Consider the following 18,421-nt stretch of genomic DNA (forward strand, 5'->3'; position numbering starts at 1 on the left):
GTCACATCGGTCCGGCCACCGCCAGGGCGAGGGTGAACGAGATGAGGTTGAACATCGCGTGGGCCGCGGCCGGCGGCCAGATCGAGCCGGTGCGCTCGTAGAGCACGGCGTTGACGACGCCCAGGACGAACGCCGCGGCGAACACGACGTTGAGCCCGTGCGCCAGCGCGAAGACCGCGGCGGTCACGATCACGGCGAACACCCGCCCGACCCGCCGCAGCACGCCATAGCCCAGTCCCCGGAACAGCAGCTCCTCGCCGAGCGGCACCAACAGCCCGCCGATCGCAACGACCAGGGCCGCGGCCAACGGGCCGCTGAACAGCGTCAGCGCCTCCTGCGGGTCGGAGGTGTCGCCGGTGACGGCGACGTAGGCGACGATCAGGATCCGGGAGACGAGCCACACGACGATCCCGATGCCGACGCCCAGCGCGATGCCCCGCAGGGGGGGCCGGACGAGCCCGACCGCGGCGGGGGCCCGCACCCGGAGGGCCAGGGCGATCGCCACCGCGCCGAGCGCCGACGCCGCCGACACGGCGACCAGCAGGGGCGCGGGCGGCGTGCCCTCGGAGAGGAGCCCGACGGCGACGAACAGGGCGAGCTGCAGTGCGACGTAGGCGATCGCCCCGACGGCGAGCTCGATCCAGCCGAGGGCCGGCCGTGGGACGGGCGGCGCGAGAACGGGTTCCTCAGTCAACCCGCGCCCTGCGCGTCTCCCGGTCGCTCTCCTTCTGCACCGCGTCCACGAGCTCGTCCTTGTCCATCTTCGAGCGTCCCTCGACGCCGAGCTGCTGAGCCTTCTCGTAGAGGTGTTCCTTGCTCGCGTTGGCGTCGACCCCGCCGGCGGTCTCACCGCTCGGGTCCTGCCCGCCACTGCGCGCCCGGGAGTCGGAGGGGCCCTTCTCCTCCTTCTGCTCCCAGTGGTCGCCGACCTTCTCGTGCGTGTGCTTCAGCGCCGCGTACGCGGTGCGGCTGGCCCGCTCGCCCTTGCCGTAGGTCTCCTCCGCGGATTCCTTCGCCTCGGCGTACGTCTTCCGCGCGCTCTCCGGCGAGCGCTGCAGGGTGGACGGCAGGTCCTCGAAGTCCTCGGGCATGCCGTCCGAGTACCCGGTCATCCCCGCACGCCTACCTCGAGGTCCGCCACGCTCGCGACCACCTGCTGCGGACGGTAGGGATAGCGGTCCATCTCGGCGGGATCGGTGACACCCGAGAGCACGAGGATGGTGTGGAGCCCCGCCTCCATGCCCGCGACCATGTCCGTGTCCATGCGGTCACCGATCATCGCGGTGGTCTCGGAATGCGCGCCGATGGTGTTCAGCCCCGCGCGGATCATCAGCGGGTTCGGTTTGCCGACGAAGTACGGGTCGCGCCGGGTGGCGTGGGTGATGAGCGCGGCCACGGAACCGGCGGCGGGCAACGTGCCCTCGGGCGAGGGCCCGGTCGCGTCGGGATTGGTGACGATGTAGCGCGCGCCGCCCTCGATGAGCCGGATCGCGCGCGTGATCGCCTCGAACGAGTACGTGCGGGTCTCGCCGATGACGACGTAGTCGGGATCCCGGTCGGTGAGGATGTAGCCGACGTCGTGCAGCGCGGTGGTCAGGCCGGCCTCCCCGACGACGAAGGCGCTGCCGTCGGGTCGCTGCGAATCCAGGAACTGGGCCGTGGCCAGCGCCGAGGTCCACAGGTTCTCGGCCGGGATGTCGATCCCGCTGGCGTGCAGCCGCGCCTGCAGGTCGCGCGGGGTGTAGATGGAGTTGTTGGTCAGCACGAGGAAGCGCTTGCCCGCCTCGCCGAGCCGGCGGATGAACTCGTCGGCACCCGGCAGGGCGTTCTCCTCGTGGACGAGCACCCCGTCCATGTCGATGAGGTAGCTCTCGAGCGGTTCGCTCATGCCGCGTCCTCCAGGTGCGTCGCGAAGAAGCGCAGGATGCGGCCCCAGGCGTCCTCGGCGCTGGGCCGGTGGAAGCCCGCGCCGGCGAAGCGCACCAGCAGGCCGTTGGCCGGGAAGTGCTCGAAGAAGCTGTGGCCCGCCTCGGGGTAGGTCTTCACGTCGTGGTCGACCCCGAACCCGGACAGCGCCGCCTCCAGGCGCTCGGGGTGCCCGCGCAGCATCGTGTCGCGGCCGCCGAAGCTGGCGACGACCGGACAGATGCCGGCGAGGTCGGCGGCGGGGTCCTCGGGGACCATGCCGTAGTTCGGGGCCGCGGCGGCGTAGTCGTGACGGGCCGCCGAGAGCAGCGCGAACGTGCCGCCCTGGCAGAAGCCGATGATCCCGACCCGCCCGGTGCAGTCCTCGCGCGCGGCGAGCCAGCCGCGGGCGGCCTCGATGTCGTCGAAGACCGGGCCCTCACCGGAGTTCATGGCCTTGAGCGTCGCCGCCACGCACTTCGGGCCGCCGCCGCGCGCGGTGTAGATCGCCGGGGCCACGGCGACGTAGCCGGCCGCGGCGAGACGGTCGGCGTGGTCCTTGATGTTCTCGCCGACGCCGAAGGCGTCCTGGAGGACGACGACGCCGGGGAACGGGCCGTCCCCGACCGCCGGGACGGCGAGGTACGCGGACTGGTGGCTGCCCGCGGACGCGGGGATGTGCAGGTCGGGCACGTCGACACCCTCGATGATCTCGGCCGGTGCTGGCGGGCACGAGCGTGGCAGCATCCCCGGGACGGTGCTCGACGAGGGAGGACACGTGGGTGACCCCGAACGGATCCGGGTGGAGCAGGAGGCCGGCGTGTGCCGGCTGGTGTTCGCCGGCCCGGAGCGCCACAACGCCGTCGACCACGCGTTCGGGCGGCAGTTCCTCGCGGCGCTGACGGGTCCCGCCACCGAGGCGCGCTGCGTCGAGATCGTCGCCGAGGGCGCCAACTTCTGCGTCGGTGGCGACATCTCGGGCTTCGCCGCCGAGCCGGACCGCAGCCTCGCCGAGCTGGCCGACGCCATCCACGCCGGCGAGCGGGCCCTGCTCGCGCTGGCGGCGCCGGTCGTCGTCGGCGTCAACGGCTGGGCGGCCGGGATCGGCCTCTCGCTCGCGCTGTGCGGCGACGTCATCGTGCTCGGCGAGAGCGCGCGCCTGCGTCCGGCCTACACCGCGATCGGGCTGACCCCCGACGGCGGGATGACGGCCACGCTGCCCGCGGCCGTCGGGCGGGCGGTGGCGATGGAGATGTTCCTGACCAACCGGCCGATGGGGGCCGCCGAGGCGCTCGGGTCCGGGCTCGCGTCGCGGGTCGTCGACGACGACGCGCTGCGCCTCGCCACCGACGGGATCGCCGAGCAGATCGCGGCCGGGCCGGCGGGCGCCCTCGCGGCCACGAAGCGGCTGGTCCGGCAGGCCGGTGGTGTGCTCACCGACGCCCACCTCGACGCGGAGGCGGCGAGCATCGGCGAGCGCGGCCTGTCGCCCGAGGGCCGCGAGGGCATCACGGCGTTCCTGGAGAAGCGGGCGCCGTCCTGGCCGTCCTGAGCCTGTGGGAGCGATTACGCCCGTCGACGGGGCGAGGACCACTCACGTGGGTACGCCCGGTCGTATGGACATCAAGTACACCGCCGAGGCCGTGTCGTCGGGTGACGCCCGCAACGGGCACGTTCGCAGCTCGGACGGCGTCATCGACCAGGACATGACCATGCCCAAGGAGCTCGGCGGGCCGGGCGGGGGCACCAACCCCGAGCAGCTCTTCGCCGCCGGGTACGCCGCGTGCTTCCACCAGGCGCTCAAGCTCGCCGGGGGCCAGGCGAAGGTCGACATCGACTCCACGAGCGTCGAGGCGCGGGTCGGCATCGGGCCGGACGCCGGCAGCTTCGGGCTCCAGGTCTGGATCACCGCGACGGTCCCGGGCGCCGACCAGGAGACCGCCGACCAGCTCGTCGCCCGCGCCCACGAGCTCTGCCCGTACTCGAAGGCGACCCGCGGCAACATCGGCGTGGAGGTCACCGCCAAGGTGTGAGGCGTGCGCCTCCCCCTCGGTCTGCGTGTCGTGGGCACCACCCGTCGATGGCTCGGCGGGTCGGTGGCCCACCTCGATCCCGCCGACGTCCCCGCCGCCCGGGCGGCCGTCCTGCGCCTGCAGCACGGCCCGCTCGGCCGGGCGGTCATGGGCACGCCGCCGCGGGACGTCGTCGTCGAGGAGACGGCGATCCCCACCGCCGCCGTCCCGGCCGGGCTGGGCGCGCGGATCTACCGGCCGCCGTCGGCCGACGCGCCCGCACCCGTCGTCGTCAACTTCCACGGCGGCGGGTTCGTCCAGGGCGACCTCGACCAGTCCGAGTGGTTCTGCGCCCACGTGGCCCGCTCCGCGTCGGCGGTCGTCGTCTCGGTCGACTACCGCCTCGCGCCCGAGCACCGCTTTCCCGTTCCGGCGCAGGACTGCTACGACGCCGTCGCCGCGCTCGCCGCCGACCCCGGCCGGGTCGGCGTCGACCCCGCGCGGCTCGCGGTCATGGGCGACAGCGCCGGCGGCAACCTCGCCACCGTCGTGTGCCTCATGGCCCGCGACCGGCGCCGCGACGGCCTCGACGCACCCGCGATCGCCGCGCAGGCGCTCGTCTACCCGGGCGTGGAGATGGTCGACGTCCTGCCCTCGGAGCGGGAGATCCCCGTGGCCCCGATCCTGTCGGCGGCCGACATCCGCGGCTTCCACGCGCTCTACCTCGGCGACGCCGACGGCACGCACCCCTACGCCTCGCCGCTGCGCGCCGACCTCACCGGACTGCCGCCGGCGCTCGTGCAGACCGCCGACCACGACCCGCTGCGCGACCACGGCGAGCGCTACGTCACCGCACTCGACGCCGCCGACGTCCCCGTGCGCCACACCCGCTACCTCGGCGCGGCGCACGGCTACGTCGCGACCGGCGGCCTGACCCCGCGCACCTCGCTCGCGGCGGTCGCCGAGATCGCGGCGTTCCTCCGCGCCATGTGAGCGAACTTCGGGGCTATAGCCCCGAAATTCGCTCACATACGGGGAGAAGCCGTGCCCGGGCGCACGGGGCTACCGTGGAGGCCCGTGACCCCTGACCGAGCGACGCCGGCCCGTGCCGCGCTGCTCGGCACGTCCGCCGCCGTCCTCGGCGCCGCGGCGCACGGGGAGGCCGGCGGGGTCGTCGCGGCAACCCCGGCGGCGATCACCACCACGCTCGCGGTCGTCCTCGCCACCGCGCTGCTCGGGGCACGACCCCGGTCGGCGGCCGCGCTCGCCGCCGTCCTCGGCGCCGGGCAGCTCGCGCTGCACCTCGCCCTGCCGGCCGGGGCGCACGAGCACCACGAGGGCATGCACGCGGCCCCGGAGGCCCACGGACCGGGGATGCTCGCCGCGCACCTGGCGGCCGCCGTGCTCGTCGCCGCCGGACTCGCGCAGGCCGACCGCGTCCTCGCCTGCCGCGCCGGCCGCAGCGTCACCGGCTGGGTCCACCGTCTCGCCGGACCGCCAACACCGGTCCGCCCGCCGTCGCGTCCGGCGCCCCGCCCCGCGCGCACTCCGCGCCAGTGCCGCGCCGCCGTCACGCTCCACCCGCGTCGGGGCCCCCCGTCGCCGCGCCATGCCGCGACGACACCCCGACACGGAAGGACCCCTCCATGCCCACACCGCGGACCCCGTCCGCCCGCACACGCCCGCGCGGCCTGCTCGCCGCGCTGCTGACCGGCCTGCTCGCCCTGTCCGCCCTGCTCCTCACGGCGGGCACGGCGAGCGCGCACGACGTCGTCACCGGTAGCGACCCAGCCGACGGGGCGACGGTGCCGACGGCACCCGCCCAGGTGTCGGTGACCTTCAGCGACGAGCCCCAGGGCAACCTGTCCACCCTCACCGTGGTCGGTCCCGACGGCGCGCGCCACGAGCAGGGCCAGGCGACGACGCAGGGCAACGTCGTCTCGGTGCCCGTCGGCCCGCTGCCCCAGGCGGGACGCTACGAGATCGGCTACCGGATCATCTCGAGCGACGGCCACCCGACGACCGGCTCGGTGACGTTCGAGCTGACGACGCCGTCGGCGCCCGCAGGCACGCCCGCCGGGACACCGTCGGGCGGGACACCGTCGGCCGGGGCCGCCCTGGCCGACCAGCCCAGCACGGCGCCCCCGTCGCCGGCCGCCGCGGCGAGCCCCGACGACTCCGGCGGCGGCGTGCCCGCGTGGGTGTTCGTGGTCATCGCCGTGGTGGTCATCGGCGGCGCCGTGGCGCTCGTGCTGCGCCGCCGGTCGTCCTAGCCGGCCGCACGAGGACAGCCGGACGGGCGAGGGGCACCCCCCTCGGATGCCCCTCGCCCTCCGCGCCCGGCCACGGTCACCGGGGGTGGATCACTCGACGATCTGGACCCGGTCGTTCGGGTTGAGGTGCTCGAAGAAGCGCTTCGCGTCGTCCGGGCCGAGGCGAACGCAGCCCGCGGACTCGCGGTCGGTGGCGCCGCCGTGGAAGGCGCGGCCGTTGTTGTCGAAGAACACCGCGTACGGCATCGGCGAGCCCTTGTACTCCTGGCTCACGTGGTCCTTCTCCTTGCGCTGGATGATGAAGTCACCCGTGGGCGTCTCGTAGCCCTCGGCGCCGTGGCTGTTGCGCACGGGGCCGTAGACGACGTTGCCCTCGCCGTCGAGCAGCCAGGCGCGGTTCTCCGAGAGGTCGACGCACGCCTTGATCCGCGCGTCGGTGCACGGCGTCCCGTCGACGCCGCCGCCGTTCCCCGCCGGCGCCGCGAACGCCACACCACCCAGCTGGAGCGCGCCCAGACCGATCGTGGCCACCGAGACCGCGAGCCGTCCGCTCGACACCGCCCCGCGCTGCGCCCCCCTGCGATGCCTGCCAGCCATGGCCGTCCTGCCCCTCGATCGCTGCGCGCGGCTCCCACACCGCGCGACCCGCCGGGCACAACGAGACAGTGACGACGGGGTCACGGACCGTTCGCGGTGGTCCGTCGCACGTCACCGGAACCGGTTCGGCGCACAACCTCTGTGGGTTCCGGGCGTCATGCGCACACCGCGGTCACGGAGTAGGACGATTCACCCACTCGACTCGGCCGCTCGGGCGAATGCGTGATACACCTCGTCGCTGAAGAGGACGAAGCGCGCCTCGCGCACCGAACTCGGGGTGTCCCGCACGGTCGTCACGGCGATCCGGGCCGCGTCGTCGAGCGGCCACCCGTAGACGCCCGCCGACACGGCGGGGAACGCGACGGTGCGCGCGCCGACCTCGTCGGCGACCCGCAGCGACTCCCGGTAGGCCGAGGCCAGGAGCCCCGAGCGGTCCTCGGACGTGACGTACACCGGGCCGACCGTGTGGATCACCCACTGCGCCGCGAGGTCGCCCGCCGTCGTCGCGACGGCCCGGCCGGTGGGCAGGCCGTCGGGGAGGGTCGTGCGCCGCAGTTCCCGGCAGGCCGCGAGGATCGCCGGGCCGCCCGCACGGTGGATGGCGCCGTCGACGCCCCCGCCGCCGAGGAGCCCCGAGTTGGCGGCGTTGACCACCGCGTCGACCTCGGCCGTCGTGATGTCGCCCCGCTCCAGGGTGATCTCCGGCATGACACACGGATACCCCGCGCGCGGGCCGCCCACGACCAGCCCTGGGACGATCGCGCGGTGAGCGACACGCGCATCTCGGTGACCGACACCCTCGACGCCCCCGTCGAGCGGGTCTTCGCCCTCCTCGCCGACCCCGACCGGCACCCCGACCTCGACGGCAGCGGCACGGTCCACGCCTCGCACACCCACCTCGCGATCACCGAGGTCGGCGACGTGTTCGTCATGGAGATGGACCACCCGGACCGGGGCCGCTACCGGGTGGAGAACCACGTGGTGCGCTACGAGCCGGACCGCGCCCTCGCGTGGATGCCCGCGCGGGTGGGCGCGACCCCCTCGGGCCACGTCTGGGGCTGGGAGCTCGAGCCCGACAGCGACGACCGCACCGTCGTGACGCATTACCACGACTGGGCGGAGCTCACCGACCCCGAACTGCTCGCGCGCGTCCGGGAGGTCACGCCGGACGAGATGCGGATGACGATCGGCAACCTGGCCGAGGCGCTCGCCTGATCCGGTCGTGAGCACTTTCCGGGCCTCGAGGCCCGGAAAGTGCTCACGTGGTCGCGGGAGCCAGGGCGTCGAAGTCCGCGGGGGGCACGGCCTCGAGGTCGTGGCGCGCGCCGTCGGGGCCGGTGAAGCCGAGGCGCCAGGCGTGCAGGGCCGTGCGCGTTTCCGGGTTCTTCGTGAAGAGCGGGTCGCCGACGAGCGCGTGGCCGATCCAGGCGAGGTGCACGCGGATCTGGTGCCGGCGCCCCGTCGTCGGCGTCACCGCCAGCAGCGTGCGGCCGTCACCACGGCGGACCACCTCGAACGCGGTCGTCGACGGGTAGACGTCGCCGTCCTGGACCGCGTCGGCGGGCACCGTCCACGTCCCGTCGGTGCACGTGATCGCCTCGCGCGGCGCCGCGATCCGCACCCGGTTCTTGCGGCCCACCGCCAGCGGGAGCTCGATCGTCCCGTGGGCGGGCAGCCCGGTGCCGGCGACGACCGCCAGGTAGGTCTTCGCGACGGAGCGGTCGTTGAACTGCCGGGTGAGGTCGCCGTGCGCCTCGAGGCGGCGCGCGAAGAGCACGATCCCCGAGGTCACCTTGTCGATCCGGTGCGCGGGCCACAGCGTCTCGCCGGCGTCGCGGGCCAGGCGGACGAGGTCGGTGTCGTGCCGCTCCCCCATCACCGACCAGCCGGCCGGCTTGTCCAGGACGAGCAGGTCGTCGTCGCGCAGCAGCTCGCGGCCCTCGCGGACCTCGTCCCAGGTGGTCACGCCTCGTCGAGCCCCAGCGCGTCGAGCAGCGTCCGGAGCTTCACCCCGGTCTCGGCGAGCTCGTCGGCCGGGACGGACCCGGGCACGATGCCGGCGCCCGCCCACAGCCGGACCCGGTCGCCCTGGACCTCGCCGCAGCGCAGCGCCATGACCCACTCGCCGTCGCCGCGCGCGTCGGTCCATCCCACGGCGCCGGTGTAGAAGCCGCGGTCGAACGGCTCGATCTCGGTGATCGCCGCGTGCGCGGCGGGTCGCGGCACCCCGCAGACCGCCGGCGTCGGGTGCAGGGCCTGGGCGAGGTGCAACGCCGACGCCGACGGATCGGTGGCCCGCGCGCGGACGGTCGTCGAGAGGTGCCACAACGTCGGCGTCCTGATCAGCGACGGGGCGTCGGGCACCTCGAGGTCGTCGACGACGGGCGCCAGCCGGCGGGCGACGTCGGCGACGACGAGCGCGTGCTCGTGGCGGTCCTTGGCCGAGGCGAGCAGGGTCTCACCGCGGCGGCGGTCCTCGTCGGGATCGGGCGAGCGGGCCGCCGACCCGGCGAGCGGGTTCGCGGTCACGGTCGTGCCGCGGCGCGCGAGCAGGAGCTCCGGACTCGCGCCGAGCAGCGTGCGCGGCACCCCGGGCCGCTCGGGCGGCAGGTCGACGGCGAACAGGTAGCTGCGCGGATCGCGGCGGGCCAGCTCGCGCAGCATCGGCACCGGGTCGACCCGCCCGTCGGCTCCGTCGGCCACGACCTCCAGCGCCCGCGCGAGCACCACCTTGTCCAGCGCGCCGGCCTCCATGCGTGCGAGCGCGTCGGCGACCATCGCCTCGTAGGCCGCCGGCTCCGGGATCGGGCGGGCCGTGCCCGCGACCGGGGCGCCGCCCGGGGCGGCCAGGACGGCGCCGAGGGGGTCGGCCCGCTCGACGTGCTCGGGCACCACGAGGTGGGCCGGCGCGGCCGGGTCGAACGGCAGCGCGCCCACGGCGAGCGCCGGGCCGGCGCGCAGACCCCGCAGGTGGGCGAGCACCGCGTCGGCGTCGCCCGACGGCAGGAGCGTGCGGGCGCCGCGGGTCAGCAGCGTGCCCTGCGGACCGGAGAACCAGGAGCCGCGGCCCGGCGCCCACGAGCGCAGCAACCGCACCGGGTCGGCGACGACGCCGAGCGGCGCGCGTGCCGCCGGGCTGGTGCTCGTCACGTTCCCGTTCTCCCTCGTCTCGGCCCCGGGGCCATCGTGGTCCACGCGACGCGAGCACGCCCTTCGGACGTGCCGGACGCGCACCTCCAGCGTCCGCCCGGGGTGACGCCCGGTCCAGCCGAGCGGGGCGTGACACGCCGCACCGTCATACTCTGGGTATGTGACGACGCACCCGGAGGACACCCGCCCCGCGCCGAGCCCGGTGCCGCGCTGGCGCGCGGACCTCCGCCTCGGCACCCGGATCGCCGTGATGCGCGCGGGAGGGCTGGCCCTGGCGCTGCGCGGCGACCCCGTCGCGCGGCTGATGCACAAGCCCTGGCGCCTCGACCCGTACCCCACCTACGCCCGCCTCCGCGCCGACGCCGCCGCCACGGGCGGGGTGGCCCGGAGCGCCACGGGCATCCGCGCGGTCGCCTCGCACGAGACCTGCACCGCGGTGCTGCGTGACCGGCGGTTCGGCGTCCGGCTCGCCGACGGGCGGATGCCCTTCGACCCCACCGACGACGCCGGGAGCGCGTCCGGGAGCGACCCCACCGACCCCGAGACCGCACTGCTCGAGCCGATCGACCTCTCCCTGCTGGGCCTCGACGCCCCGGACCACACGCGGATGCGCCGCCTCGCCCAGCCGACCTTCGCCCCGCGGCGCCTCGAGCAGTACCGCGACACCGCGCGGACGGTCACCGGCCGCCTGCTCGACGCCGCCCCGACCGACGGTCCGTTCGACCTGGTGAGCACGCTCGCCGCGCCGCTGCCGATCAGCGTGATCTCGGAACTGCTCGCGATCCCGGAGGTCGACACCCCGCGGTTCGCGCAGTGGGGCCGGGTGGTCGGCGCCGCGCTCGACGGCGTCCGGTCCGTGCGCCACGCCCACGCGCTCTCCCGCGCCACCGCCGACCTGCGGGCGCTGTTCGCCGACCTCGTCGAGCGCCGCCGCGCCGACCCGGGCGAGGACGTCATCTCCCAGCTCGTGCACGCGCTCGACGAGGGCTCGCTGACGCTCGACGAGCTCGTCTCGCTCGCCCAGCTGCTGCTCATCGCCGGCTTCGAGACCACCACCAACCTGGTCGGCAACGCCGTCCGTGCGCTGCACACCAGCGGGACGTGGGACGACCTCGTCGCCGACCCGGGCCTCGCCGCGGGCGTCGTCGAGGAGACGTTGCGCTGGGACCCGCCGGTGCAGCTGACCGCACGCTTCGCCCACGAGGACGTCGAGCTCGGCGGGCGGACGCTGCGCCGCGACACGGGCGTGCTCGTCCTGCTCGCGAGCGCCGGGCGCGACCCGGCCGTGCACCCCGACCCCGACCGCTTCGACCCACGCCGCGCGCAGGCCACCGCGCACCTCGCGTTCTCCGGGGGCGCCCACTACTGCCTCGGTGCGGCCCTCGCCCGGATGGAGGGCGAGGTGGCGCTGGAGATGCTCGCGCGGCGCCTGCCCCGGCTGCGCCCGTCCGGGCGCTTCGTGCCGCGGGTGGCGACGGTCCTGCGCGGGCCGCGGCGCTTCGGCGTCCGGGCCGACTGAACCCGGCGCCGGTTCGCAGCGAACGGGTATCTCGTGCGCGTAGAAGCAGCGAACGGCACGTTCGCTGCAAGCCCGCGCGTCCTACACCAGGAGGCCCCGTGCCCGAGCTCCCCTCGATCTCCCACGTCGCGCTGTCCGTGACCGACCTCGCGACCAGCCAGCCCTGGTACGAGCGCCTCTTCGGCGTCGAGCCGGCGATGACGCTGTCCGACGGGCCGTTCGAGCGGAAGGTGTTCGCCCTCGCCGGCGGGCAGCTGTTCGGGCTCACCGCCCACGACGCCGCACGCTCGGGCGACCGCTTCGACGTCGTCGCCCCCGGGCTCGACCACGTCGGCTTCGCGTGCGCCGACCGGCCCGCGGTGGCGGCGTGGCAGACGCACCTCGACCAGATCGGCGTCGCGCACAGCGGCGTCGTCGAGGCCGACTACGGGTGGGCGCTCTCGTTCACCGACCCCGACGGCAACGCGCTGGAGTTCTTCGCGCTCGCGGGCTGAGCGCCACGGCGCGCCCACACCGGCGCCCGCTCCGGCAGGAACCCGATGCCGACGAGGTAGGCGGGGACGACCTGCAGCGCGGGCACCCGCTGCAGCAGCCGCACGGGAGCCGGCAGCCGGCCGACCCCCAGCCCGCCCCCGCGCAGGACGTTGCGCACGACCACGCGGTGCGCGATGCGCTGCGCGGTCTGGGTCGAGACGGTCGGGAACCAGCGCCGGCGCTGCACGTGCGCGGCGGCGCGGTCGACGGCGGCGGGGTCGGGTGCCGCCGCGGACAGCGCGGGCGCGAGCCGTTGCGCGGCGGCGACGGCGTCCTGCACGGCGAGGTTGATGCCGACGCCGCCGACCGGCGACATGGCGTGCGCGGCGTCGCCGATGCAGAGCAGGCCCGGCGCCGACCAGCGCCGCAGCCGGTTCAGCGTGACCTGCAGCAGCTTGACGTCGTCCCAGCTCCCGAGCCCGTCGACCCGGTCGCCGAGCCACGGCATCGCCCGGCGCAGCTCGTCGCGCAGCGCCGCCACCGGCCCGCGCCGGGACTCCGCGTCGGTGCCGCGGGCGATGAGGTACGCGACCTGGTAGTGGTCGCCCCGGTCGATCATGATGATCATGCGGCCGTCGTCCGAGAGCCGACCGAGCCCACCCGCGGGGTCCTCCTCCTCGCGCGCGAGCTGGAACCACCACACGTCCATCGGCACGGCGAAGTCGCGCTGCGGCAGCCCGGAGCGCTCGCGGACCAGCGAGTCGCGGCCGTCGCAGGCGACGACGACGTCCGCGGTGAGCTCGTTCCCGTCGCCCCACCGCACGCCGGTGACGCGGCCGCCGCGGCGGACCAGGTCGGTGACCTCCGCGTTGCGGACCAGCGTGAACGTCGGCTCCTCCTCGCCGGCGGCGGCGAGCATGTCGAGCAGGTGCCACTGCGGGACCATCGCGACGAACGGGTGGGGCACCCCGACACGACCGAGGCGGGACAGGTCGCCGATCTCCGCCGGCCCGGCGTCGAGGAGGACCCGCACCGAGTCGATCGGCTTCCACGGCAGCTGCTCGAACCGGTCCCAGAGCCCGAGCTCGTCGATCAGGGTCATCGTCGACGGGTGGACGGTGTCGCCACGGAAGTCGCGCAGGAAGTCGCCGTGCTTCTCGAGCACGGTGACCTCGACGCCCGCCCGGGCGAGCACGAGCCCCAGCACGATCCCCGCCGGCCCGCCGCCCACCACCACGCACGTCGTCCGCTGCTCCACGGGACCGAGCATGGCCGGAACCGGGCGATCACGACAGCGCCCCGGCCACACCCTCTGTTCGGCCAGTGATCGGTTGTCGCAGGAATAGTGCGACAGCGCTTCACCTGCGACACACTGTGGCGTCCCACTCGTCCGGGGGGACCTGCCCGCAGCCGTGGGGGTGACTCGTGGAACCCACCGACCTCGTCGCCATGCACATGAGCGACGGCATCGTGAACGCGCCGACCTCGGTGATCTTCGGGGTCGTGGCCGTGCTCGGCCTCGCCGTGTGCGTCGCCAGGGCCCGTCGCGACCTCGACGACCGCACGGCCCCGATGGCCGGGCTCGTCGCGGCGTTCGTGTTCGCCGTGCAGATGCTGAACTTCCCGATCCTGCCCGGCGTCAGCGGTCACCTGCTCGGCGGCGCGCTCTGCGCGATCCTCGTCGGCCCGTACGTCGGCGCGATCTGCGTGTCGATCGTCCTGCTGCTCCAGGCGCTGCTCTTCGCCGACGGCGGGCTCTCCGCGCTCGGCACCAACATCACGAACATGGCGCTGATCGGCACGTTCGTCGGGTACGGCGTCGCGGTGGCCATGCGGAGGATCGCCCTCCGGAGCCGGGGCGGGCTCGTCGCCACGGCGTTCGTCGCGGCGTTCGTCAACACCGTCGCCGCCGCGCTCGGCTTCGTCCTCGAGTACGCGATCGGCGGCCAGGGCCTCGCCCTCGGCACCGTGTTCGGCCTGATGGCCGGCCTCCACGCGCTGATCGGCATCGGCGAGGGCATCATCACCGCGCTCACCGTCGGCGCCGTCGCCGCCGTGCGGCCCGACCTCGTCTACCTGACCCGCACCGCGGCGCCGTCGCTGCAGTTCAAGGGAGCCCGGGCATGAAGAAGCTCCCGTTGGCCTTCTACGCGGGCTTCCTCGTGGTCGCCCTGCTGCTGGCCGGGGTCGTGTCCTACGCGGCCAGTGGCAGCCCGGACGGCCTCGACGCGGTGACGCAGACCGGGTGCGAGCTCGACGAGTCCGGCGAGCCCGTCGGCGGCACGTGCATCGCCCAGAACGCCGGCGAGCACGCGACCGCGGGCAGCCCGCTCGCCGACTACACCGTCGGCGGCAGCGAGGGCAGCACGGGTGTGGCCGGCGTGATCGGCGTCCTCGTCACGCTGATCGTGGCCGGCGGGCTGTTCTGGCTGCTGCGCCGTCGGGGTGCGCGGGACGAGCCGCCCAGCCGGGTCGAGTAGTGGGCGCCGGGCACGCCCACCCGCTCTACCGTGCCGGCGACTCGGTGGTCCACCGGTTGCCGGCGCACGTCAAGATCGTCGTCGCGTTCGTGTTCGTCCTGGCCGTGGTGGCGACGCCGCGGGAGGCGTTCGCGGTGTTCGGGCTGCAGTTCCTGCTCCTGGTCGGGGTCTGGATCGCCGCCCGGATCCCGCCGGGCTGGCTCGCGACGCGCGCCCTCATCGAGGCGCCGTTCGTCGTCCTCGCGGTCCTGCTGCCGTTCTCCGCCACCGGCCCGCGGGTCGAGTGGATGGGGATGTCGCTGGCGGTGGACGGCCTGCTCGCCGGCTGGAACATCCTGATCAAGGGGACGCTCGGCGTCCTGGTCTCGGTGACGCTGGCGGCGACGACCCCCCTGCGCGACCTCGTCTCCGGGCTCTCCCGGCTGCGGGTGCCGTCGATGGTGTGCGTGATCGCGACGCTGATGCTGCGCTACCTCGAGGTGATCGCCGCCGAGGCCCGTCGCATGCGCCTCGCCCGCGTCTCGCGCGGTCACGACCCGCGCTTCGTCTGGCAGCTCGGCGCGACCGTGCGCTCGGTGGGCGCGCTGTTCCTGCGGTCCTACGAGCGGGGCGAGCGCGTGCACCTGGCGATGCTGTCCCGCGGCTACACCGGGGCGATGCCCGCCTTCACCACGGCGTCGGCGTCGACGGCGACCTGGACGGTGGCCCTGTTGCCCGCCGCTGCCGCGGTCGTGCTCGCGGCGTCCGGATACTGGCTGGCGTGACCGCTTCGTTGGACGTCGAGGGCCTGGCGTTCGCCTACCCCGACGGTCACCAGGCCCTGTTCGGCGTGGACCTGCGCATCGAGCGCGGCGAGCGCGTCGCCCTGCTCGGCCCGAACGGCGCCGGGAAGACGACGCTCGTGCTGCACCTCAACGGCGTCCACCGGGCGGGGGCGGGCACGGTGCGCGTCGGCGGGCTCGAGGTCACCCGGGAGAACGTCCAGGAGATCCGCCGCCGGGTCGGGATCGTCTTCCAGGACCCCGACGACCAGCTGTTCATGCCGACGGTCGCCGACGACGTCGCCTTCGGGCCCGCGAACTTCGGGGTCACCGAGCCGGAGCTCTCGCTGCGCGTCAAGGAGGCCCTCGACGCCGTCGGGGTCGCCGAGCTCGCCGACCGCTCCCCCATGCACCTCTCCGGCGGGCAGCGCCGCCGGGCCGCGCTGGCCACCGTCCTCGCCTGCGACCCGGAGATCCTCGTGCTCGACGAGCCGTCGACCCACCTCGATCCCGTCGCCCGCCGCGAGCTCGCCGACGTCCTGCTCGGGCTCGACCGGACCATGCTCATGGTCACCCACGACCTGCCCTACGCCCTGCAGCTCTGCCCGCGCTCGGTGGTGATCGACGGCGGTGTGGTCGTCGCCGACGCCCCGACCCGCGACCTGCTCGCCGACACCGCGTTCCTCGCCGCTCACCGCCTCGAGCTGCCCTTTGGCTTCGCCTTGTGAGTGCTTGTCCGTGCTATGACACGGACAACCACTCACAAGCCCGGAGGGCAACCATGGACCTCGACGACTTCCGCGGGCGCGCGGCGGGCGAACACTTCCTCGTCGTCGTCTCGACGGCGCGGGCGGACGGGTCGATCCAGTCGAGCGTCGTCAACGCCGGCGTCATGGACCACCCGAGGCACGGGACGCCGATCCTGGGTCTCGTGGCGGCGGGCGGATCGGTGAAGCTCGCGAACCTCCGCGCCCGCCCCTGGATGACGGTCACGGTCCGGGCCGGCTGGCGCTGGACGACCGTGGAGGGCTCGACGGAGATCGCGGGGCCGGACGACCCGCTGACCGGCGTCCAGGACGTGCCCGCGCTCCTGCGGGAGGTCTTCGTCGCGGCGGGCGGGACGCACGACGACTGGGTGGAGTACGACGCGACGATGGCGCGCGAGCGTCGCGCCGCCGTGCTCGTGACCCCGACGAGGATCTACGGGGTCTGAGGCGTGCCGGGGTCCTGCGGGGCGCCGGTGAGCACCGACAGCGCCCGCACGATCTCGCTCTCGACGGCGTCGCGCCCCAGCCCGAGGCCGGTGAGCGTCCCGGCGCCGTCCTCCTGCTCGAGCAGCGCGAGCAGGATGTGCTCGGTGCCGACGTAGTTGTGCCCGAGGCGCAGGGCCTGGCGGAACGTCAGCTCCAGCGCCTTCTTGGCCGCGCCGTCGAACGGGATGAGCGCGCCGACCTCCTCCGAGCGCGCCGGCAGCTGCTCGACCAGCGTGCGCCGCACCGTCTCGGGCGAGACCTCGAGCTGCTTCATCGTCAGCACGGCGAGCGACTCGGGCTCGTGCAGCAGGCCGAGCGCGAGGTGCACCGGGGTGATCTCGGCGTTGCCGGCCGAGCGGGCCTCCTCCTGCGACTTCACCACGACGTTGCGGGCGCGCGGGGTGAAGCGGCCGAAGCCCTCCTCCATGTTGATCTCCTCGCCGGACCCCTTGGGCACGAAGCGCTTCTGGGCGGCCTGTTTGGTGACGCCCATGCGCTTGCCGATGTCGGTCCACGACGCCCCGGACCGGCGGGCCTGGTCGACGAAGTGACCGATGAGGTGGTCGGCCACCTCGCCGAGGTGCTCGGCGGCGAGCACGGCGTCCTGGAGCTGCTCGAGGGTGTCGGTGTGCACCGACGTGATCGCGTTGATGAGGTCGTCGAGACGGACTGGGGTGTCAGCCATGCGTCCACCTTAGGTTGACGACGGTGGTGTTCGTCAACTCTGAGTGGACGCTTGCCCCTCTCACGATGTGAGGGCCTAGCGTTTCCGGGCATGACATCCGGGCGGACGGTCGGTGAGCTCGCCGAGGCCACCGGCCTGTCGGTGCGCGTGCTGCGGCACTGGGACGAACGCGGCGTCGTCTCGCCGTCCCGCACCCCGGCGGGCCACCGCCTGTACTCGCCCACCGACGTCGTCCGCCTGCACCGGGCGATCACGCTGCGCGCGCTCGGGCTGCGCCTCGACCAGGTCGCGGCCCTGCTCGACGGCTCGGATCCCGACCCGGCCGCGACGCTGCGGTGCCACCTCGCCGAGGTGGACGCCGACCTGCGGCGCCGGCGCACGGTCCGCGACCGGCTCGCCGAGGTCCTCGCCGCTCCGGGACACGACGTCCTGTCCACCGTGATCCGGGAGATGACCATGATCGGGTCCTACGTCCACGGCTACCACGAGACGGAGGCGACCCGGCTGCGTGACCAGGCCGCCACCCTCGCCGACCTGCTCCACGACGGCGTCGCGTTCCCCGACGGCGCGCACGTCCTCGAGCCCGGCTGCGGCGTCGGCGCCCAGACGGTCGTGCTCGCCGCGCGCAGCCCGGGCGCGCGGTTCACCGCGCTCGACCTCGAGCACGGTCAGGTCGCCGCCACGCGCGCCCGCGTCGAGGCCGCCGGGATCGCCGACCGCGTCTCCGTGGTCCACGGCGACGTCCACGACCCGCCCGGCCCCGTCGACCACGTCGTCGTGTTCTTCCTGCTCGAGCACCTGCCCCGCCCCGAGGAGGCGCTGCTCGCGCTGCGCTCGGTGCTCCGTCCGGGCGGGACGATCACCGTCGTCGAGGGCGACCACGGCGCGACCGCGTTCCACCCCGACAGCGCCGACGCCCGCGCGGTGATCACCTGCCAGGAGGTGCTCCAGCGCCAGGCCGGGGGCGACGCCGGGATCGGCCGGCGACTGCAGCCGCTGCTCACCGGGGCCGGATTCGACGACGTCGCGGTCGTGCCGCGCACCGCCCACGCCCACCCCGGGCGTCCCGACCTCGCCGACAGCCTCGTGCGCCGGACCTTCACCGCGATGGTCGCCGGGGTCCGTGAGCCCGCGATCGCCGCCGGTCTGATCACCCCCGAGCGATTCGACGCCGGCGTGCGCGACCTCCTGCGCACCACCGAGCCGGGCGGGACGTTCAGCTACACCTTCTTCCGGGCGGTCGGGGTCAACCGCGCGTCGCCGACGTCGGTGAACAGCATCGACGAGGCCGCGCCGTGACCACGCGGCCCTG

Annotated in this window: 24 protein-coding genes; 14 read left to right on the plus strand and 10 right to left on the minus strand. The window is 74.7% G+C overall.

The window, feature by feature from the left end; all coding sequences use genetic code 11:
• Position 1 precedes the first annotated feature (1 nt).
• From WCD41_RS06185 to WCD41_RS06200, 4 genes are read right to left on the minus strand one after another with little or no spacing between them, the layout of a single operon-like run.
• A complete protein-coding gene (locus WCD41_RS06185; RefSeq protein WP_337712522.1) occupies positions 2 to 694 on the minus strand; it encodes a CPBP family intramembrane glutamic endopeptidase in 693 nt (230 codons plus the stop codon).
• Positions 687 to 1,112, minus strand: coding sequence for a ChaB family protein (locus WCD41_RS06190; RefSeq protein WP_337712523.1), 426 nt, complete (start codon positions 1,110 to 1,112; stop codon positions 687 to 689). The genes WCD41_RS06185 and WCD41_RS06190 overlap by 8 nt, the downstream gene beginning before the upstream one ends.
• Positions 1,109 to 1,888 carry an HAD-IIA family hydrolase gene (locus WCD41_RS06195; RefSeq protein ID WP_337712524.1) on the minus strand — a complete coding sequence of 260 codons (780 nt, stop codon included), beginning with the start codon at positions 1,886 to 1,888 and terminating at the stop codon, positions 1,109 to 1,111. Before WCD41_RS06195 ends, WCD41_RS06190 begins: the two co-directional genes overlap by 4 nt.
• A complete protein-coding gene (locus tag WCD41_RS06200) occupies positions 1,885 to 2,652 on the minus strand; it encodes a dienelactone hydrolase family protein (protein WP_337712525.1) in 768 nt (255 codons plus the stop codon). Before WCD41_RS06200 ends, WCD41_RS06195 begins: the two co-directional genes overlap by 4 nt.
• Positions 2,653 to 2,683: 31 nt before the next feature.
• Here WCD41_RS06200 and WCD41_RS06205 point away from each other — a divergent pair, with 31 nt between their 5' ends.
• The 5 genes from WCD41_RS06205 (at position 2,684) to WCD41_RS06225 (ending at position 6,190) form a co-directional block, all read left to right on the plus strand.
• On the plus strand, positions 2,684 to 3,457 hold the full coding sequence (locus tag WCD41_RS06205; RefSeq protein ID WP_337712526.1) for an enoyl-CoA hydratase/isomerase family protein: 774 nt from the start codon (positions 2,684 to 2,686) through the stop codon (positions 3,455 to 3,457).
• Between the two features lie 64 nt (positions 3,458 to 3,521).
• Entirely contained in the window at positions 3,522 to 3,938 is a 417-nt protein-coding gene (locus tag WCD41_RS06210) for an organic hydroperoxide resistance protein (protein WP_337712527.1), read from the plus strand.
• Between the two features lie 3 nt (positions 3,939 to 3,941).
• Positions 3,942 to 4,910: an alpha/beta hydrolase gene (locus WCD41_RS06215; RefSeq protein WP_337712528.1), complete on the plus strand. Its 969-nt coding sequence runs from the start codon at positions 3,942 to 3,944 to the stop codon at positions 4,908 to 4,910.
• A gap of 84 nt (positions 4,911 to 4,994) precedes the next feature.
• The gene (locus tag WCD41_RS06220; RefSeq protein WP_337712529.1) at positions 4,995 to 5,627 is read left to right on the plus strand and encodes a hypothetical protein; all 633 of its coding nucleotides are present in this window, start codon (positions 4,995 to 4,997) and stop codon (positions 5,625 to 5,627) included.
• Entirely contained in the window at positions 5,564 to 6,190 is a 627-nt protein-coding gene (locus WCD41_RS06225; protein ID WP_337712530.1) for a copper resistance CopC family protein, read from the plus strand. The genes WCD41_RS06220 and WCD41_RS06225 overlap by 64 nt, the downstream gene beginning before the upstream one ends.
• A gap of 90 nt (positions 6,191 to 6,280) precedes the next feature.
• Here the strand turns inward: WCD41_RS06225 and WCD41_RS06230 are convergent, their stop codons facing one another.
• The gene (locus WCD41_RS06230; RefSeq protein WP_337712531.1) at positions 6,281 to 6,787 is read right to left on the minus strand and encodes a L,D-transpeptidase; all 507 of its coding nucleotides are present in this window, start codon (positions 6,785 to 6,787) and stop codon (positions 6,281 to 6,283) included.
• Positions 6,788 to 6,976: 189 nt separating this feature from the next.
• Positions 6,977 to 7,495: an O-acetyl-ADP-ribose deacetylase gene (locus WCD41_RS06235; RefSeq protein WP_337712532.1), complete on the minus strand. Its 519-nt coding sequence runs from the start codon at positions 7,493 to 7,495 to the stop codon at positions 6,977 to 6,979.
• Between the two features lie 57 nt (positions 7,496 to 7,552).
• Here WCD41_RS06235 and WCD41_RS06240 point away from each other — a divergent pair, with 57 nt between their 5' ends.
• Positions 7,553 to 8,002, plus strand: a complete 450-nt coding sequence (locus tag WCD41_RS06240) for an SRPBCC domain-containing protein (protein ID WP_337712533.1) — start codon at positions 7,553 to 7,555, stop codon at positions 8,000 to 8,002.
• Between the two features lie 43 nt (positions 8,003 to 8,045).
• Here WCD41_RS06240 and WCD41_RS06245 read toward each other — a convergent pair whose 3' ends face one another.
• Positions 8,046 to 8,753, minus strand: coding sequence for an RluA family pseudouridine synthase (locus WCD41_RS06245; protein ID WP_337712534.1), 708 nt, complete (start codon positions 8,751 to 8,753; stop codon positions 8,046 to 8,048).
• Complete coding sequence (locus WCD41_RS06250) at positions 8,750 to 9,937, minus strand: isochorismate synthase (RefSeq protein WP_337712535.1); 1,188 nt, start codon at positions 9,935 to 9,937, stop codon at positions 8,750 to 8,752. The genes WCD41_RS06245 and WCD41_RS06250 overlap by 4 nt, the downstream gene beginning before the upstream one ends.
• Positions 9,938 to 10,097: 160 nt before the next feature.
• Here WCD41_RS06250 and WCD41_RS06255 point away from each other — a divergent pair, with 160 nt between their 5' ends.
• Both WCD41_RS06255 and WCD41_RS06260 read left to right on the plus strand, forming a co-directional pair.
• The gene (locus tag WCD41_RS06255) at positions 10,098 to 11,456 is read left to right on the plus strand and encodes a cytochrome P450 (RefSeq protein WP_337712536.1); all 1,359 of its coding nucleotides are present in this window, start codon (positions 10,098 to 10,100) and stop codon (positions 11,454 to 11,456) included.
• A 98-nt stretch (positions 11,457 to 11,554) separates the two neighbouring features.
• Positions 11,555 to 11,950 carry a VOC family protein gene (locus WCD41_RS06260; protein WP_337712537.1) on the plus strand — a complete coding sequence of 132 codons (396 nt, stop codon included), beginning with the start codon at positions 11,555 to 11,557 and terminating at the stop codon, positions 11,948 to 11,950.
• Here the strand turns inward: WCD41_RS06260 and WCD41_RS06265 are convergent.
• A complete protein-coding gene (locus WCD41_RS06265) occupies positions 11,881 to 13,188 on the minus strand; it encodes an FAD-dependent oxidoreductase (RefSeq protein WP_337712538.1) in 1,308 nt (435 codons plus the stop codon). The two genes, WCD41_RS06260 and WCD41_RS06265, sit on opposite strands and share 70 nt — an antisense overlap.
• Positions 13,189 to 13,379: 191 nt before the next feature.
• Between WCD41_RS06265 and WCD41_RS06270 the strand changes: the two genes are divergently transcribed.
• The 5 genes from WCD41_RS06270 to WCD41_RS06290 are packed head-to-tail and all read left to right on the plus strand — an operon-like array spanning position 13,380 to position 16,384.
• A complete protein-coding gene (locus WCD41_RS06270) occupies positions 13,380 to 14,057 on the plus strand; it encodes an energy-coupling factor ABC transporter permease (protein ID WP_337713334.1) in 678 nt (225 codons plus the stop codon).
• Positions 14,054 to 14,410: a PDGLE domain-containing protein gene (locus tag WCD41_RS06275; protein WP_337712539.1), complete on the plus strand. Its 357-nt coding sequence runs from the start codon at positions 14,054 to 14,056 to the stop codon at positions 14,408 to 14,410. Before WCD41_RS06270 ends, WCD41_RS06275 begins: the two co-directional genes overlap by 4 nt.
• Positions 14,410 to 15,174: a cobalt ECF transporter T component CbiQ gene (cbiQ, locus tag WCD41_RS06280; RefSeq protein ID WP_337712540.1), complete on the plus strand. Its 765-nt coding sequence runs from the start codon at positions 14,410 to 14,412 to the stop codon at positions 15,172 to 15,174. Before WCD41_RS06275 ends, cbiQ begins: the two co-directional genes overlap by 1 nt.
• On the plus strand, positions 15,171 to 15,899 hold the full coding sequence (locus WCD41_RS06285; RefSeq protein ID WP_337712541.1) for an energy-coupling factor ABC transporter ATP-binding protein: 729 nt from the start codon (positions 15,171 to 15,173) through the stop codon (positions 15,897 to 15,899). The genes cbiQ and WCD41_RS06285 overlap by 4 nt, the downstream gene beginning before the upstream one ends.
• A 53-nt stretch (positions 15,900 to 15,952) precedes the next feature.
• Positions 15,953 to 16,384, plus strand: coding sequence for a pyridoxamine 5'-phosphate oxidase family protein (locus WCD41_RS06290; RefSeq protein ID WP_337712542.1), 432 nt, complete (start codon positions 15,953 to 15,955; stop codon positions 16,382 to 16,384).
• Here WCD41_RS06290 and WCD41_RS06295 read toward each other — a convergent pair.
• Positions 16,372 to 17,109, minus strand: a complete 738-nt coding sequence (locus WCD41_RS06295; protein WP_337712543.1) for a Clp protease N-terminal domain-containing protein — start codon at positions 17,107 to 17,109, stop codon at positions 16,372 to 16,374. The genes WCD41_RS06290 and WCD41_RS06295 overlap by 13 nt on opposite strands.
• Before the next feature lie 90 nt (positions 17,110 to 17,199).
• Between WCD41_RS06295 and WCD41_RS06300 the strand changes: the two genes are divergently transcribed.
• The gene (locus tag WCD41_RS06300; protein ID WP_337712544.1) at positions 17,200 to 18,408 is read left to right on the plus strand and encodes a MerR family transcriptional regulator; all 1,209 of its coding nucleotides are present in this window, start codon (positions 17,200 to 17,202) and stop codon (positions 18,406 to 18,408) included.
• The last annotated feature ends 13 nt before the right edge of the window (positions 18,409 to 18,421 follow it).

Origin of the sequence: Actinomycetospora aeridis (genome assembly GCF_037400275.1) — a bacterium.
In the GTDB taxonomy this organism is placed as follows: Bacteria; Actinomycetota; Actinomycetes; order Mycobacteriales; family Pseudonocardiaceae; genus Actinomycetospora; species Actinomycetospora aeridis.